Source organism: Sanguibacteroides justesenii, assembly GCF_003204205.1.
Taxonomy (GTDB): Bacteria; Bacteroidota; Bacteroidia; order Bacteroidales; family Marinifilaceae; genus Gabonibacter; species Gabonibacter massiliensis.
Map to the genome: position 1 here is coordinate 133224 of NZ_QJPL01000004.1, position 16758 is coordinate 149981.

At 41.7% G+C, this 16758-nt stretch carries 12 protein-coding genes; 1 reads left to right on the forward strand and 11 read right to left on the reverse strand.

What is annotated here, in order from left to right:
• Positions 1 to 86: 86 nt before the first annotated feature.
• The 7 genes from DMB45_RS07580 to rpsA all read right to left on the reverse strand — a co-directional run bounded on the left by DMB45_RS07580 (position 87) and on the right by rpsA (position 10911).
• Positions 87 to 1277: a FecR family protein gene (locus DMB45_RS07580; protein ID WP_041502044.1), complete on the reverse strand. Its 1191-nt coding sequence runs from the start codon at positions 1275 to 1277 to the stop codon at positions 87 to 89.
• A gap of 54 nt (positions 1278 to 1331) precedes the next feature.
• Entirely contained in the window at positions 1332 to 1886 is a 555-nt protein-coding gene (locus tag DMB45_RS07585) for an RNA polymerase sigma-70 factor (protein WP_041502045.1), read from the reverse strand.
• A gap of 482 nt (positions 1887 to 2368) precedes the next feature.
• Positions 2369 to 4642: a Gldg family protein gene (locus tag DMB45_RS07590; protein WP_236684998.1), complete on the reverse strand. Its 2274-nt coding sequence runs from the start codon at positions 4640 to 4642 to the stop codon at positions 2369 to 2371.
• 39 nt (positions 4643 to 4681) lie between these two features.
• Positions 4682 to 6970, reverse strand: coding sequence for a Gldg family protein (locus DMB45_RS07595; RefSeq protein ID WP_041505412.1), 2289 nt, complete (start codon positions 6968 to 6970; stop codon positions 4682 to 4684).
• Positions 6971 to 6981: 11 nt separating this feature from the next.
• The gene (locus DMB45_RS07600) at positions 6982 to 7911 is read right to left on the reverse strand and encodes an ABC transporter ATP-binding protein (RefSeq protein ID WP_041502048.1); all 930 of its coding nucleotides are present in this window, start codon (positions 7909 to 7911) and stop codon (positions 6982 to 6984) included.
• Between the two features lie 206 nt (positions 7912 to 8117).
• The gene (locus DMB45_RS07605) at positions 8118 to 9056 is read right to left on the reverse strand and encodes a ribonuclease Z (RefSeq protein WP_041502049.1); all 939 of its coding nucleotides are present in this window, start codon (positions 9054 to 9056) and stop codon (positions 8118 to 8120) included.
• 7 nt (positions 9057 to 9063) lie between these two features.
• The gene (rpsA, locus tag DMB45_RS07610) at positions 9064 to 10911 is read right to left on the reverse strand and encodes a 30S ribosomal protein S1 (RefSeq protein WP_394341858.1); all 1848 of its coding nucleotides are present in this window, start codon (positions 10909 to 10911) and stop codon (positions 9064 to 9066) included.
• Between the two features lie 253 nt (positions 10912 to 11164).
• Here rpsA and DMB45_RS07620 point away from each other — a divergent pair, with 253 nt between their 5' ends.
• Complete coding sequence (locus tag DMB45_RS07620; RefSeq protein ID WP_041505411.1) at positions 11165 to 11584, forward strand: carboxypeptidase-like regulatory domain-containing protein; 420 nt, start codon at positions 11165 to 11167, stop codon at positions 11582 to 11584.
• Positions 11585 to 12059: 475 nt separating this feature from the next.
• On the opposite strand, the gene trmD is transcribed toward DMB45_RS07620, so the two are convergent.
• From trmD to DMB45_RS07640, 4 genes are all read right to left on the reverse strand, one after another.
• Positions 12060 to 12752 (reverse strand): tRNA (guanosine(37)-N1)-methyltransferase TrmD, encoded by a 693-nt coding sequence (trmD, locus tag DMB45_RS07625; RefSeq protein ID WP_041502051.1) that lies wholly within the window; start codon positions 12750 to 12752, stop codon positions 12060 to 12062.
• Between the two features lie 369 nt (positions 12753 to 13121).
• On the reverse strand, positions 13122 to 15242 hold the full coding sequence (locus DMB45_RS07630) for a S9 family peptidase (RefSeq protein ID WP_110688628.1): 2121 nt from the start codon (positions 15240 to 15242) through the stop codon (positions 13122 to 13124).
• A gap of 89 nt (positions 15243 to 15331) precedes the next feature.
• Entirely contained in the window at positions 15332 to 16111 is a 780-nt protein-coding gene (locus DMB45_RS07635; protein WP_041502052.1) for an amidohydrolase, read from the reverse strand.
• Positions 16112 to 16113: 2 nt separating this feature from the next.
• Positions 16114 to 16662: a 1-acyl-sn-glycerol-3-phosphate acyltransferase gene (locus tag DMB45_RS07640; protein WP_041502208.1), complete on the reverse strand. Its 549-nt coding sequence runs from the start codon at positions 16660 to 16662 to the stop codon at positions 16114 to 16116.
• Positions 16663 to 16758: the final 96 nt, after the last annotated feature.

The window sequence follows — 16758 nt, forward strand, 5'->3', positions numbered from 1 at the left end:
TTTTAATTAAATAAACTACAATTTAGAATGTAAATTCCCCTTTTAGATATCTTCCGACTCTATCAATTAACTAATTACTAAAAAATTTAAATATGCTTTAACTCTTTTACACTAATCACACCGTTATGTAATGTAAATTCTATATCCGTAGTATAATTTAAAAATTCATCCAATAACTCCTGTAACGAAATATTATTCGGAGGAGTCCCCGTAAAACGCGATTCCCGTAAAGAAGGCTTCTCAAACAGTACTTCCACGTCATACCATCGACAAATCTTTCTCATAATCATTTCCAAGGTCTCTCCTTCGAAATTGAACTTACGATCCATCCATGATATCACATTTTTTGTATTTACACGACGTACATTTATCTCGTTGGCAACAGAAAGAGAGAGCTGTTCCCCGGGTGTTAATTGCCAAACGGTATCTTCGGTACACATCCTTACTTTACCGGACAGTAAGGTTACCCGCGATTCGTGTTCATTCTCATAATTCATTACATCAAATGAAGTTCCCAACACCTCCACGAAGAAATTATTTCCTTTTACGATAAAAGGTCTCTCCTCATCTCTGCTAACCTCGAAATAGGCTTCCCCCTCTATATAGACTTCCCGCCTATTTCCAGCAAAAAACCTCGGGTATTTTATCACGGTTTCCGCGTTCAGATACACTTTCGTACTGTCCTCCAAAACGATGTTGAATACACACCCCTTCGGAACGATTAAAGTATGATAGGTCATAGAATCGACCAACGTATCCCGCTTCACCCGCGTATAATCTAAAGTCTGTATACCCGTCATGAAAGAAACTCCTAACGTATCCAATTTTTTAGCTTCTGCTTCTCCCGATAAAGCAATCATGGAATCATTGTCTAAAATCAAACGGATACTATTCCGGTCTATGGGTTCCATCGGCGAAACTTTTGCGATGCTTTCGTCAACCGGTAATAATTCTTGATGAATAAATATCCACGAAGCCATGATCAAACACGCGAAACAAGCCGCACAAGCAAACATTCGGGACATAGACCTCTGTTTTTTCGTCGTTTTTTTATTCTTGCGTACCCGCTCCAAAAACAACAAAAAATCTCCTGCCGTATCGTATTTTTCATACTCCTTGAAACGCCCCATTAAAACGCGGTCATTCTCCAACTCCCTCTTCAATTCCGCCCACTCTTCCTTTTCCAACAACTTCTCCACTTCTCGTTTTTCCGCTAACGTTAGTGTTCCTGCCCAGGACTTAATAATTAATTCAATATATCGCTTTTCTTCCTTCATATCGATTATGAAATACCTAAACCTTCACTCGGTATTACTTTTTTTTAAAAAAAATCAGAGTTCGTATTCCGTTTTCACATTTATTAAACAATCACGTAAATACTTTATACTTCTATTTTTCTGGACCTTCACCGTATTAATACTAATACCCAACTTACTCGCGATCTCTTTTCCCGAAAAACCATTTATACTCAACTCAACAATCTTTCTTCGCATCCGAGGTAAAGTTCTTATATGCATATACAACAATCTCGTAACTTCCTCCCGCACGACTCTGATTGAAAAATCATGATCATCCTCCTCTTCTTCGTTCTTTGTCAATTTATCTAAAATCCGTTCCCGCGTTTTTTTATTCCTTATGTAGATCAAAGAATTATTGTGTAGAGACTTATACAAATAGCTTAATAACTCTGCCGAGGTTGAGAAATGAGCATCCGAATTCCATATGCCCACCATCAACTCCTGCACAATATCTTTAGCCGTATCCATATCGGACACGAAGGATTCCGTATAGGTACACAAAGCCGCATAACAGGCTGCATACAATTGCTCCCAGCTACGTTCATCCTTCCTGTTAATCCCTTCCAAAATGCTTTCTAATCTTATCATTGTTGGAATTCACCCTTTTAGTTTCTTTATTTGTATACTACACATCAACAATTTAAATCAGCGTAATCTTCCCCCTATCCATATCAAAAAACCAACGATTTTTGATGACATGGAACAAAAGATTATAAAAGCTATAAATTATTGATTCTTTGAATCAAATACTTTAAAAAAAAGAACAATCGAGATCAGTTACGAATTAGTATTAATCGTTCGTTTATTAATACTAAAATCAGCACAAACCGACACTCATTTGACCTTTACTGAATATAGAATACATGAATACACTTTTGGTATTATCCGATTTCTTGTTTTTTTAAATGCTCTCGATACGCATAATCTCCTCCGCTATAATGATTACTATTAAACAATATATTCATAAAATATTATAGTTCCATGCCCTATTTTTATTTATTATGGTTTTTTACTAATTAAAAAAAACATGGTGTCGCAAAACGACACCATGAAAATATAAGAAACTAAACCTACCGGCTCCTTCTCCTGATCCAGACCAAAAGAGCTAACAGTAATATCAATCCGGGGATTACCCAGGTGAAAGCAACTTTAGTAATCTTAGCACCTTCCTTTCCCAAAAAGATATCGTTATCTATGGGAAGAGGACGGCGAACATCAACCGGAGCTTCCCCATCCGATAACCAGTGGAAAGATCCTAAAATAATATAATAATTCTCAGCACGTATCTCCTCTCTTCTCTTAAATAACTCTATGTTACTGATACAATCAGCATCTCCCAACACGACAATCTTTTGTTCCTTTTCCCCGATCTTCCGGGATAGGGCTAAAGCCGTTACATAACGTTGCTCTCTCTCCCCGACCGCCGGATTCAATTTTACCGTATCATCTATAAAATTAGTCGTTTCCAATTCATTCCATACGCCTGTTGAATCGGTCACTAAAAGAGGTGTTACCGTAAACCCTTTATCGGTCACATATTCCAGTCCCATACATCCCGGCATCGTGGCACAGGAATTCCATTTGGCCATCCCTTTAAAATAATAAGACAACTCCCATGATTCCGGAGTCGGTCTGCTCAACACCATATCCGGAGAATAATTTTCCGAGGGTTGTACCAATACTCCGTTCACGAAAGAAACTCCCAGAGGTTCGACCAACGAATTCATATACTTTTGATATCCGTTCTCCCCGATAAGTACCAGATTCCCACCCCTCTCGATATAACGATCCAACTTTTCTTTCTCCTCATCCGTCAACTCTTTCCTCATATCGGCAATCACCAAGATCTTAATAACGGCAGGTATTTCTCCGGTAAGTTCGACCTCTTGCACATCGAATCCCTGATTAACCAAAGCCTGACGGAACCATTTATCCTGAGCGAAACGAATATAATCCCGGTCTCCTTCCCGATTAATATTCCGTTCCCCATGTCCCGTTAAAAATCCCACGGTAGGCAACTCCATTACCATACGTTTGAATGCGGCAGAAATCTCCGCTTCGCCTGGATCCCGGAACATATCATTGTAAAGGCGTAAAAACATTTTTTCTCCGCTCTCCCGCTCTATTTGCCGAACAAAATAGTTACCCTCCGGACGTAAATCGATCACGCTTCTGATCTGTTCGGGCGATAAATACCGGGAGAATTTCAACTTATGAATTCCTGCAAACCTTCTGGCACGATCTTCAAAAGAGAGTTCCGGGTAAAAGTTTTCCATCTGTTTATTTACAACCGTATCATAATAATAGACGTATTTCAATTTAATCTCCGGCTTGAAACGTATGTATCTCCAGAAAGAGTATTTATCGGAATTCACGTACTGGGGCAATGCCTTCATGTAATCCCGGTCCATCAGATTATTATAAGTGGTAATCGTCAATCCCCCTTTCAAAAGTTTCACGATCTCCTGACTATGGGGAGTCAGCGTATTGCCCTTCTCCCGGGAAACATCCACGAACCCCATCAAACGGGGACGAGAACTTAAATACCCCACGCAAGCAATAATTAAAAATACTCCCGCGTATTTCATGGCATTTTTTCCCCACGACACGTGTTTAACCCGGGAAGAGAGATGTATGATCGCAAAAGTGACGAACATGGCAGGAACCATAATAAAGTAGATAAGGTCTTCGCTACAAATTAATCCCCCGATAAGCCCCCCTGTCCGACCGCGAATAGACAACCAGAAAGTCACATCCCGCACAAATGCAATCTCTTGCCACATCTGGTTGATATAATTCAGGAAAGACAAGATGGTCAGCGTACCGATAGCAGCGATAATCTGGTAGGAAGAGACAGACGACATAAAAAGTCCGATAGCCGCATAAGTACATATCAATAAATAAATGCCAAAAATTCCCGAAAGAATGGTCAACACATCGACATTCTCGACAAAACACAAAAGAAAAAGCAGGTAGACTAAAAAAATACCAACCAATACCAAAGCAAATATCATCATAGAAAGATATTTTCCTAAAATAATCTGAGCGTTGGTCATGGGAGAAGAGTGCAATAATTTCATTGTTCCGCCAGCCAGATCACGACTCACCAATCCCATGGTCAAAATAGGAATATAAAGGAAAAGATATTCCTGCATCGAATAAAGTACCCGAACGAAAATATTCGTACTGACGCCCATTAATTTCCACCCCATCGTCTTTTCCAGAACCATCCGCGAAACTCCCTCGGAAAAGACCAAACCCGATTGAAAGGTAAAAATTATAAGAATCAACCAGGCTACAGGCGAGTAAAATAACATCTGCAACTCGGTTTTCGCGATTTTCATTATCATTTTCATCACATCAAAACATAAATAATTAACAAATTACCGGCCTTTCCGGCGTATCCAAATAATCATACCGGCCATAGCCAACAATGCCGGTAATATTCCCATGAATAGAACGCTCAAAAACTCCATGCCGTCTTCACTCACGAAAAGGTAATCATCGATCAACTCCGGATAAGTTATTCTCACCGGCACCTCTTCATAGGAAAGCCAATAAAAGGCTGACCGCACTAAAGTATAATTCATGGCGGGGACGCCTTTTCGCCCCGAAGCGAACTCTCCGTTGCTGATACAATCGGAATCACCCACGATAACCACCCGCTGCTCTTTATCGTTCACCTGGCGGGTTAAAGCCATTGCCGTAATAAAGGGTCCCATCCTATCCCCGGATAAGGAATCATAAGTAATCGTCCCTTCAATAAAATTTTTCGTTCCGACTTCATTCCAACACCCGACCGTATCGCTGACCAAAATAGGAGTCATGGAGTACCCCTTATCCGGCGTATAAATCAACCCGGCACTCCCGGGCATCGCCACACACCCCTCCCTCTCTCTCATGTACGCCAACCCATCCCACAAAGCGATTCCGGCATCCGTAGGAATACTTTGAATTAAATCCGCTTGATAAACCTCTGACGGTCGTACCAATCTTCCGGACATAAACTGAACTCCAAAAGATTCCGCAACAGGATTCATCCGATCTTGTGCTGTCGGCTCTCCCAAAATCAACAAATTTCCCCCTCTTTCGATATAACGATCCAGATAGGCCTTTTCCGCCGAAGTCAAAGCCGACCTCAACTCTGAAATAACCAAAATATCTATTTCGGCCGGAATCTCTTTTTCCAACGTTACCTCTTCTACGTCAAATCCTTGATTTATCAAAGCCGACATAAAACTCTTATCACTCGAGAAACGCTTGTACTCCCTGTCTCCCTCCTTATATATACTTCGCTCCCCGTGTCCTTTCAGAAATCCGACATGAGGCAATCTCATGACCAAGCGTTTGATAGCAGCAGAAATCTCAGCTTCCCCGGGTCCCATCCTGAAACCGCCGAAATCGTAAAAACGCAAAAAAGTTTTTTGTCCGTTTTCCCGTTCCACGACCCGTACGGTCCGATTCCCCTCTTCGCTCAAATCCTCTATATCCTGCATCTCTTCAGGTGAACGAAATTTCGAAAAATTCAACTCCAACTGATCACACAACCTTTCCGCTCTCTCTTTATCATTCAAATCCGGAAAACGCTGATCCAACTCCTCATTATTCGCATCAGCATAGAAATAAACGTATTTCAACTTCATTTCCGGCTTGAAACGAACAAACTCGCGGAATTCCCGTTTGTCGCTATTTATTCTTCCGGGTAAAGTCGACCAGAAATCCTTATCCAAAATATTCGTATAAGTCGTAATCGTGAGTCCGCCTTCCGCTCTGGCAACGATATCCTGACTGGCAACCGATAACGAATTTCGTTTAGTCCGGGTAGCATCGTAATAAGACATTAATTTCGGCCGGGAACTGAGGTAACCTACCAGCATGACAAAAACCAACGCCCCGACATAGGCTCCCCAACGTACGGACCAACGACTCCTTTGTACCCGGTAACGTATATGAAGGGTAGCCCAAGTGAGGAATAAAGCGATAACGACTAAAAAGTAAATCACATCCTCACTGCATATCAATCCCCGTATAAATTCCTCCGTCCGTCCCCTAATAGATAACCAGTAAGTAAGATCCCGTATAAATTCCATATCCTGCCATACCATACCCACATAATTCAACACGGATAAAACGCCTAACGTGCCCAAAGCCGCCACGACCTGATAGGAAGTAATACTGGACATGAAAACACCGATAGCCGCGTAAGCGCCCAACAACAAGAACAACCCCAATAATCCGGACAACACGTAAGGAAGATCCATCAAATGGATCGTACAAAGTCCCAAAACGGTATAAAACACCAACACTCCCATCATAGCCAGACCAAAGACCATTACTCCCAAGTATTTACCCAATATGATCTGACTGTTACGCAATGGAGATGAGTGTAACAATTTAATCGTGCCGCCCCCCAAATCCCGGCTTACGACTCCCATCGTCAACAAAGGGATGTAGAGATAAAGATAACTTTGCACGACAGTGAATATTTTCCCGAATAAAAAAGTTTTACCTCCGCCGGTATAGCCCATGGCTTGATAACGGACCGTCTCCTCAAACAAAGCAGAAGCAATCATACCGACCTGAAAAGTAAAAATAACCAGTATCAACCAAGCCACAGGAGAATAAAACAAAGACTGCAATTCCGTCTTGGCTATTTTAAATATCATCTTCATACGCAATCTCTTTATTTTTTACTTTTGGTAGATAATTCGGCAAAAATATTATCCAACGAACTCTTTTCCATTCGGATTTCCAATAATTGCCAATCATTAGCCACACTGGCTTGGACGACATGAGAAATGGCCTCTCTCGCATCCGTAAATTGAATACGATAATTGATACCTCCCAAATGCTCCGCACTGATCACTCCCGGAAGAGACTTCAAATCCTCCACGTCGGGCGCAGAAGCCAAAGAAGCAAATATACTGCTGGGAACGATATAATTATCAAACTCTTCCACGGTTCCGGCAAAGACCACTTGCCCCTCCTCTATCATCCGTATATAGTCACAGGTAGCCTGTACCTCGGGTAGAATATGAGTAGAAAGAATAATCGTTCTGTCTTCCGCTATCTCTTTTATCAAATGGCGAATCTCCACGATTTGATTCGGATCCAACCCGTTGGTAGGCTCATCCAATACGACAAATGCAGGATCATGAATGATAGCTTGTGCAATACCTATTCTCTGTTGATAACCGCCGGAAAGATTACGGATCAAACGCTTACTGAAATGAGTCAATCCGCAACGCCCCATTACACTCTTCACCGCCGCAGCCACTTCACTGGCCGGAATTCTTCGGATATTAGCCGTAAACGTCAAAAACTCCTCTACTGTCAAATCATTATATAACGGAGGTTTCTGAGGTAGGAATCCGATATATCTCTTCGCCTCTACCGGATTTTCCCGCATACTTATCCCTTTAATGTAGATCTCTCCCTCCGTCTGTTTCAAAACCCCACACATAATATTCATCGTGGTAGACTTTCCGGCTCCGTTAGAACCCAACAAACCGTAAATACCATTACGGGTTATCTCGAAATTAATGTCTCGAATAGCCCATTGCACACTATAACGATGGGACAAATGTTCCACCTTCACAATTGATTCTTCCATATAAACATAGTTTTGAATAAATGACTTTATCTTTTAACCACGTATATAGAATACTCAAAATCGTCGTTGGTACTATTGTTCCTAAATAATTTTTAAAATAAGCTACAAAGATTCGCTCTCCCTAAACATCGAGGTTCCTAAGCTGAATTTAGTCGCGATAAAAATTTCCCGTAGCCCGTACAGGTATAAACGAATTGTTATAAAAATTAAAGGCGAGACCGTTTTATCAAAGGTATTTCAAAAACAGCTCCATCCTTGGAAAGTTCGGTATCAGGAAAAACGATACGGGCTTGTTCCAATAAAGGAGAAGGATCAATGTAACGGGATGAAAAATGTCCTAACAAAAGTCGTTTGGTCCCGGCCAACACGGCCATTCGAGCTGCCTGGGTTGCCGTACTGTGGTAAGTCGCCTTCGCCAGGTCCGCGAACTCGTCTCCATACGTGGCATCGTGATAGAGAAGATCGACACCTCGCACGTATTCGGCAAAAGATTCCCGGAAAAGAGTATCCGTCATATAGGCATACGAACGAGGTGCCGGCGGAGACGCCGTAAGCCGTTCGTTAGGAATAATCTCTCCTTCAGAAGTTATAAAATCCTCTCCCTCTTTTAACCGATGCATAAAAGCCACCGGAACCTGAAAAGCCTCTGCCATCTCCCGGCAGATACTTCTCGGCCTCTCTTTCTCGGCAAACAGAAAACCGTTTGCCGGAGCTTCATACCGATGTTTTAATGGAAAAGAACGAACGGTAACCAACTTGTCCTCGTATATCAATTCCGGCTCCCGTCCCAAATGATGAAAGATCAAGGGATAATTTAAGCGGGAGTTCATGAGTTTCAATTGAAATTCAATTATCTCCTGTAATCGCTTGTCGGCATAGACATGTAACTCGCCCCTGCGGTTTTGCATGGAAAAAGTAGATAACAGCCCAATCAGACCGAAAAAATGATCCCCGTGCAAATGAGAAATAAAAATACGATTGATCTTATTGTAAGGCACCTTAAAACGCCGGAGCTGGTGTTGGGTACCCTCACCGCAATCTATAAGAAAGTACCGCTCAAGCACATTAAGTACTTGAGCGGCAGCATTTCTTTGAAGAGTGGGCACGGCAGAACCGCACCCCAATATGGTTAATTCAAATTTCACGAATCAATTACGCCTCTTCGTTTTTAGCTTCTTCTTCAGCTTGCGCCTCCATTTGATCTTTCAAAGCAGCCAACTCGGTGATATCTCCCAAAGTCGTTTTTTCCAACTTCTCTTTCACTTTCTTAACGGCTTTTTTCGTGGTTTGAGCTTCGTCTTTTCTCTTGGCTGATTCTACGGCTTTTTGCTCATCCTCAAAAATACGGGAATGAGAGAGAATAATCCGTTTGGCACCCTTGTTGAACTCAATTACTTTGAACGGCAATTTTTCATCTACCTGAGCCTGAGATCCGTCTTCTTTTACTAAATGACGTGGAGTGGCGAAACCTTCCACACCGTAAGGCAATGCGATAACCGCTCCCTTATCGAAAATTTCAGTAATCGTTCCTTCATGAATGGAATCAACGGTAAAGATAGTCTCGAATACATCCCAAGGATTCTCTTCCAATTGTTTGTGTCCCAAACTCAATCTTCTGTTCTCCTTGTCTATTTCAAGAACAACCACATCGATTTCAGCTCCGATCTGAGTAAATTCTGCCGGATGTTTCACTTTCTTCGTCCAAGAAAGATCAGAGATATGGATTAATCCGTCAACACCCTCTTCGATTTCTACGAATACCCCGAAGTTAGTGAAGTTACGAACAATAGCTTTATGTTTTGTTCCCACGGCATACTTCTCTTCGATATTTTGCCAAGGATCGTTTTTCAACTGTTTGATACCCAAAGACATCTTTCTCTCATCACGATCCAAGGTAAGAATAACAGCTTCTACCTCGTCACCCACTTTCATGAAATCTTGAGCAGAACGCAGATGTTGAGACCAAGACATTTCCGATACGTGAATCAAACCTTCTACACCCGCGGCAATCTCTACGAAAGCTCCGTAATCCGCCATAACAACGACCTTACCCTTCACGCGGTCACCGACCTTCAAGTCCGCACTCAAAGCATCCCACGGATGAGGAGTCAATTGTTTCAAACCTAAGGCAATACGTTTCTTCTCATCATCGAAGTCAAGGATAACCACATTCAACTTCTGATCCAATTGAACGATTTCGTTCGGATGGTTTACGCGCCCCCAAGAAAGGTCCGTAATATGGATCAATCCGTCTACACCGCCCAAGTCGATGAATACTCCGTAAGAGGTAATATTCTTAACAGTACCTTCAAGTACCTGTCCTTTTTCCAATTTAGAAATAATATCCTTCTTCTGTTGTTCCAACTCAGCCTCAATAAGAGCTTTATGAGAAACAACAACGTTTTTGAATTCCTGATTGATTTTAACCACTTTGAATTCCATGGTCTTACCAACGTATACATCGTAATCGCGAATCGGTTTCACGTCGATCTGAGATCCCGGCAAGAAAGCCTCGATACCGAATACATCCACGATCATACCACCCTTCGTACGACATTTTACAAAGCCCTTGATCACCTCATCGTTATCCAATGCCGAGTTCACGCGATCCCAGCTACGTAAAGCTCTCGCTTTTTTATGAGACAAGGTCAATTGGCCTTTTTTATCTTCCTGAGTTTCAACGTATACCTCTACCTTGTCACCCACCTTCAATTCCGGATTGTAACGGAATTCATTCAACGAAATAATACCGTCCGACTTGTAACCGATGTTTACTACAACCTCTCTCTTGTTCATAGAGATAACCGTACCCTCAACTACCTCTTTTTCTACCACGGAAGAAAGAGTGTCGGCGTATTTTTTTGCTAATTCTTCTTTTTCTGATGCAGAAATCACATCATCATTCGCATAAGCCTCCCAATCAAAATCCTCGTCAGCCTCAGCAGTTGCCACTGCCGGCGCCGTTTTTTTTACTTCTTCTTTTGCAAGTTCTACTTGCATTTCTTTTTGTTCTTCTGTCATGATTAATTCTTTCTCTGCTAATAAATTAGACATTATGTTTTCTAATAACGGGCGCAAAAATACAAATAAATCTTTAGCTTACAATGAATTTTACAAAAAAGTGGTACTCAAAAACACGATTTTATCTATTCTCAACCGTACTGTTTCAAATTTGCAATTTAAATATTATTCACTATATTCGAAAAAAATTTAGAATCGCTGACCTTAATTATTAACTAAAAATCAAACCACCATGAAAACAATTTTAATGATTTTTTTAACGGCATTTATCTATCTTCCAAGTTTAGCCGGTAGTGTTAAAGTCGTAATTAAAGCCCCAAACGGAGAAGCAATTGAAGGAGCCTCCGTAGAATTGATAGATGTCAAAACAGGAAATACAGTTGCAGCAGCAAGTACAGCCGCGGACGGTACATGCGAATTTAACATACCCGTTATGGGGAAAGAGTATAAACTGAGAATCTCATACATCGGCTATAAAACGACAGAAACAGCCATATTCGTACCCAACGCCGGTAGTGCCACGTTCACCATCACCCTACGTGAAGATACGACAGAAAATACCGATTTAGTTGCTAATTTTCCGGGAACAAATTCAATACACATTCCAGCGAAAAGAACTGATACCCCTTCATTTTTATTAAAAGCTTGTTAATTGACAGGGACATGTTCTGTTCATGATAAACACCCGGCATATCCGGTCCGTGACTCGAATTAAATTTAAAACGACTTGGTGAGATCTTATTTTTAAATTTCAGTAATCGTAATACTGATAGGAATCATATATTTATTGTTTGTGACCACTCCTTTACGGTAACATGTCTTTTTATTTTTATAATCGTTTATCGTTATTTCATTGTTGTAGGGGATACCCAAACAGACAGATCGATTCACTGGAGACTATTTGTCCCGCCCTATACAATAACGGAATCTTTTCGGGAATAGCGTCGGAATCATGATACGTACATTTCATTAAGCCTGATAGCTATAATCATCGGGCTATTTATTTATCGGCCAGCGATTCTTCATTTCAACTCGTTATCCATTCTGTTTTTTCACGCCAACCTTACACCCGTTTTCCTTTTCAGGTTCATTATAACGATAAAACCCTCGATACAGACGAAGTGGATTTACTCGGAAGACTCATCTTCCCCCAGCAAATCCGGACGCAATAACCTGGTTCTCTCGTATGCCTGCTCTTCCTGCCATTCGTCGATTAACGCGTGATTACCGGAAAGCAAGACCTCCGGAACCTTCCATCCGTTAAAATCCGCCGGACGGGTATAAACAGGAGGTGCCAATAAATTGTCCTGAAACGAATCGCTCAATGCCGAACTCTCGTCATTCATAGCCCCGGGAATCAAACGAACAATGGCATCGGTCATGATACAGGCAGGTAACTCCCCACCCGTCAACACATAGTCCCCGACAGATATTTCCCTGGTAATCAAATAATCCCGGATTCGTTGATCCACCCCTTTATAATGTCCGCAAAGAATCATAATATTCTCCTTCAACGACAATTCATTAGCCATTCGTTGATTAAATGTCGGAGCATCGGGAGCCGTATAGATAATTTCGTCATACCGACGTTGGGAAGTCAACTCCCGAATGCAATCAAAAACCGGTTGAATCATCATAACCAATCCCGCGTCTCCCCCGAACGAATAATCATCCACCTTCCGATGTTTGTCTCTCGACCAATCCCGGATATTATGGATAAAAATTTCCACAATTCCCTTCTCTTTCGCCCGCTTAATAATGGAATGATTTAACGGACTCTCCAATAATTCCGGTATTACACTTAAAATATCTATACGCATACATTAAAATATTGAACGTTGAAAACAGCTTTCCATTTCGAGGCAAATATACGGATAAAGTCATAGACTCTAATGAACCTATTCCAACAAATAGCCTCCTCAAAAAAAAATCGCTCCATAAGTTACCATCGTCCTCCCCCTGAATATTGACAGGAAACTACTCCCTACAAAAATTTCAATTCCGACATCGAAGCCATTAGTACCCGAAGAAACAGAAAAAATAAACTACTAAATGTAATTACATACCTTCGAGATACCACCTGCGTCAAAATATCGCATACCGTCAACTTCCTATAACGGGACTTTCCACGCGGACCGATTTCTTGATAAAAAAAACAGGAGCCGCCATCTGGGCTCCTGTTCCGTATTTTATTTCAAATAATCTTCAAAATAATTCGTCACTTTTTGCATCAAATGAATCCGGTCCCGACCCCGTACATTGTGCTCGGCACACGGGTAAGGAAAATAATCCACCTGTACGTTATTTTTAATACACTCCCGGATAAAGCTTAAACTATGCTCCCACACAACTACCGGATCGACCGCTCCTTGGCAAATCAATAATTTTCCCTTTAAATCTTTCGCTTTATGAATAAGGCTTACTTTCTCATATCCTTGCGGATTCTCTTGAGGGCTATCCATATAACGTTCTCCGTACATCACTTCATACCACTTCCAATCGATAACGGGACCTCCGGCCACGGCTACCTTATAGATATCCGGATAATTGGTAATCAACGATATGGTCATAAATCCTCCGTAACTCCATCCGTGAACACCGATACGATCCGTATCTACCCACGGCTGAGAAGTCAGGAATTTAATTCCCTCTATCTGATCGGCCATCTCTTGTTGTCCGCATTGCCGATGGATGATATCCTCAAACGCTTTTCCCCGGTTAGGTGTTCCGTGATTATCCAATATAAACACCACGTATCCCCGCTGGGCCATATACATCTCCCACATACTCAAAGAGGCATTCCAGGAATTCTTAACCAGCTGCAGATGCGGGCCTCCATACACATAATGGATCACCGGATATCTCTTATTCGGATCGAAATCGATCGGTTTGATCAAACGATAGTACAGATCACTCCCGTCAGCCGCTTTTATTTTGCCCAAAGTAATATCTCCGAATTTATAGTCCTTCACCGGATTTTCGGCCGTCAAAATACGACGCACCTGTTTCCCGTTATTAGCTACCAAATCAATGACCCGGGGAACATATTGGCTGCTGTAATTATCCACGAAATAGGAGCAGTCGCTACTCATGTTAATCATGTGCCATCCTTCGGCGGAAGTCAAACGACTTCTTTTTCCGCTTTTCAAATCCACCCGGAAAAGCTGTTTCTCAACCGGGGAGATCTCGGACGAAAGATAGTATGCATATTTACCCGCCTTATCCATAGCGACAAACTCTACATCAGCTTCCACCGGAGTCAAACGTTTAAGTAATTTTCCGTCCCCGTCATGCAGATAAAGATTAAAATAACCGTCCCGGTTATTCGTCCGGAAAATAAAACGATCCGAACCGTTGACAAAATGCAATTTATCCTGCGGTTCCACGTAAGTATCCGATTTTTCCTCGAACAGAGTCGCTATCAATTTACCTGTTGACGCATCGTATTTATTCAAACGCATATGATTCTGTCCCCGATTCAAGACCTGCACGTAAATGGCATCCCCTCGGGGGCTCCATGTAATATTAGTCAGGTATTGTTCCCTACCAAAATCATCCGCATTCAAAAACACGATACGTTGGGAAGCCATATCGTATATACCTAAACTTACCTGCTCCGATTTCATTCCGGCCATCGGGTATTTAATCTCACGTAACGTACCCGTACGGCTCTCGATATCCAACAAGGGAAAAGAGGTTACTTCACTCTCGTCTTTACGGTAAAAAGCCATTTTTTTTCCGTCAGGAGCCCAAAATATCCCCTCGTTAATATTAAATTCATTTCTGCTCACGAACTGCCCGTTCACGATATTCTTATCCTCATCCTCCGTCACGGCAAAACTATTTCCTCGCTTATCGACATAATAAAGATTATTATCCACCGTGTAGGCATAAGCCTCAGCCGGAGCACAATAAGTTATATTAGCAGCACCCTTGGGAAACACGATGGTATTTTTCAACCTTTTACCGACCACATCGATTTGGAACTCTTTACCTTGACGTCGAACAGCCAATGTCTGTTCATCCAACCAGGAGAACTGAGGAAATCCCTTCAATTCCGTTCCTAAAATCCGATTCAACTCTTCCGTTGTCAATACGACCCTTTTTTCTCCCGTGGCCGCATTTTCACTTATCAAATTTTTATCAGAAAGATAAGTATAATTATTACTCTCTCCCTGCCACGCGATATATTTCGACTGCGGATAGAGGTGATACCCCACGATAGCCTCTTCCATTGTCAAAATTTTCTCCTGCGCAGCCAAACTTAACATCATACACAATCCCATTAAGGTTAACCCAATTTTTTTCATTTCTTACATTTTTAATAGCTTCGAATACAAAATCCGTTGCCGTTAACTGTTATTACTACTTATGATCTACAATACACGCGAAATTACTACTATTTCTGAATAATAAACCTATCTCGGTCTTCCAGTACGGGAAATCTCTTCCGAAATTCCCGTAAACCGACCAAATCGATATCCATCTGACGAATATCATCTTCGTAAACCTCACATCGCACCAGCACCTCTCCCTTGGGAGAAACAATCGCAGAATCACCGGAATACTCCAATTCGTTCCCGTCTTTCCCGACACAATTTACACCTATTACATAACATTGATTCTCTATCGCTCTCGCCCGCAACAGTATTTGCCACGCTTCCCGCCGGACGGCAGGCCAATTGGCCACGTAAACAGCCATATCGTACATTTCCGTATTGCGGCTCCACACCGGAAAACGCAAATCATAACATATGAAAGGTGCTATTTTCACCCCTTCGTATTCAATGAGCAATTTTTTATTTCCGGACGTAAAATGTTTGTCTTCTCCCCCCATGGTGAAACAATGACGCTTATCATACCACTCTACCTTCCCATCCGGAAAAACAGCCAATAAGCGATTATAAAAACGCTCCTCCTGGCGAAAGATAACCGATCCCATAATCAAAGCTTTCTTCCGGGAAGCCCATTCCAACAATTTCGAATAAGTCTCCTCGTAAAAAGGAGCTATTTTCTCCTTACCCTGCATGGTAAAACCGGAAGAAAACATCTCCGGCAAAACAATTACCTCCGCCCCTGTCACATGCTCTATCCGCTCGTCAAAACGCCTTAAATTTTCAGGAACGTTTTCCCACGCTAACCGGGCTTGTATAATAGCTATATTTAATTTCCCTTTCATAATCAATCACCGGTAGAAAAATTCTCTGGATGACGAGGATGAGCATCCTTATAAGTCGACATGATGTAACGCAAATCGGCATCCGGATCATCCGACGGTTCAAAACGGGTTCCCCACGTGCAATACTTGTATTTGTAATCGATACGTCCTAAATAAACCGGAACTCCGGCTTGCTTGGCAATTACTAAAAAACCCTTTTTCCATTTCTTCCTTTTTTTCCGACTTCCTTCCGGAGTAATCGTCAAATACATGGTATCTCGTTTCTTAAACTCCTCCACCATCTGCTCCACCAAATGATTATCCTTATTTCCCCGGTCAACCGGTATCACATGCATCGCACGCAATATCATTCCCAACGGAAAAAAGAAAAACTCTTTCTTCATCAATATAAATGTGGGTATTCCCTTACTCATAAAAGTCAACTTTCCCCAAATAAAATCCATTATAGAAGTATGGGGAACGGAAATAACCACAGCTTTCTTATCTTTCGGTAACTCTCCGACCATCTTCCAACCGAAAAGTTTCATGATAAAACGAGCAATATATTTCATATCATTACCAATTAACAAAACCAATCCCATGCAAAAATAAAACAAATCCCGGAGATAAAATCGATTTCCCCGGGATATAATCATTTTCAACACAAA

Excerpts from the sequence above, each read along its gene's own strand:
- DMB45_RS07585 (WP_041502045.1), bottom strand. The coding sequence starts at position 1,886 with ATGATAAGATTAGAAAGCATTTTGGAAGGGATTAACAGGAAGGATGAA.
- trmD (WP_041502051.1), bottom strand. The coding sequence starts at position 12,752 with ATGCGTATAGATATTTTAAGTGTAATACCGGAATTATTGGAGAGTCCG.
- rpsA (WP_394341858.1), bottom strand. The coding sequence starts at position 10,911 with ATGCAAGTAGAACTTGCAAAAGAAGAAGTAAAAAAAACGGCGCCGGCA.
- DMB45_RS07580 (WP_041502044.1), bottom strand. The coding sequence starts at position 1,277 with ATGAAGGAAGAAAAGCGATATATTGAATTAATTATTAAGTCCTGGGCA.
- DMB45_RS07600 (WP_041502048.1), bottom strand. The coding sequence starts at position 7,911 with ATGGAAGAATCAATTGTGAAGGTGGAACATTTGTCCCATCGTTATAGT.
- DMB45_RS07590 (WP_236684998.1), bottom strand. The coding sequence starts at position 4,642 with ATGAAAATCGCGAAAACCGAGTTGCAGATGTTATTTTACTCGCCTGTA.
- DMB45_RS07595 (WP_041505412.1), bottom strand. The coding sequence starts at position 6,970 with ATGAAGATGATATTTAAAATAGCCAAGACGGAATTGCAGTCTTTGTTT.
- DMB45_RS07620 (WP_041505411.1), top strand. The coding sequence starts at position 11,165 with ATGAAAACAATTTTAATGATTTTTTTAACGGCATTTATCTATCTTCCA.
- DMB45_RS07630 (WP_110688628.1), bottom strand. The coding sequence starts at position 15,242 with ATGAAAAAAATTGGGTTAACCTTAATGGGATTGTGTATGATGTTAAGT.
- DMB45_RS07640 (WP_041502208.1), bottom strand. The coding sequence starts at position 16,662 with ATGAAATATATTGCTCGTTTTATCATGAAACTTTTCGGTTGGAAGATG.
- DMB45_RS07635 (WP_041502052.1), bottom strand. The coding sequence starts at position 16,111 with ATGAAAGGGAAATTAAATATAGCTATTATACAAGCCCGGTTAGCGTGG.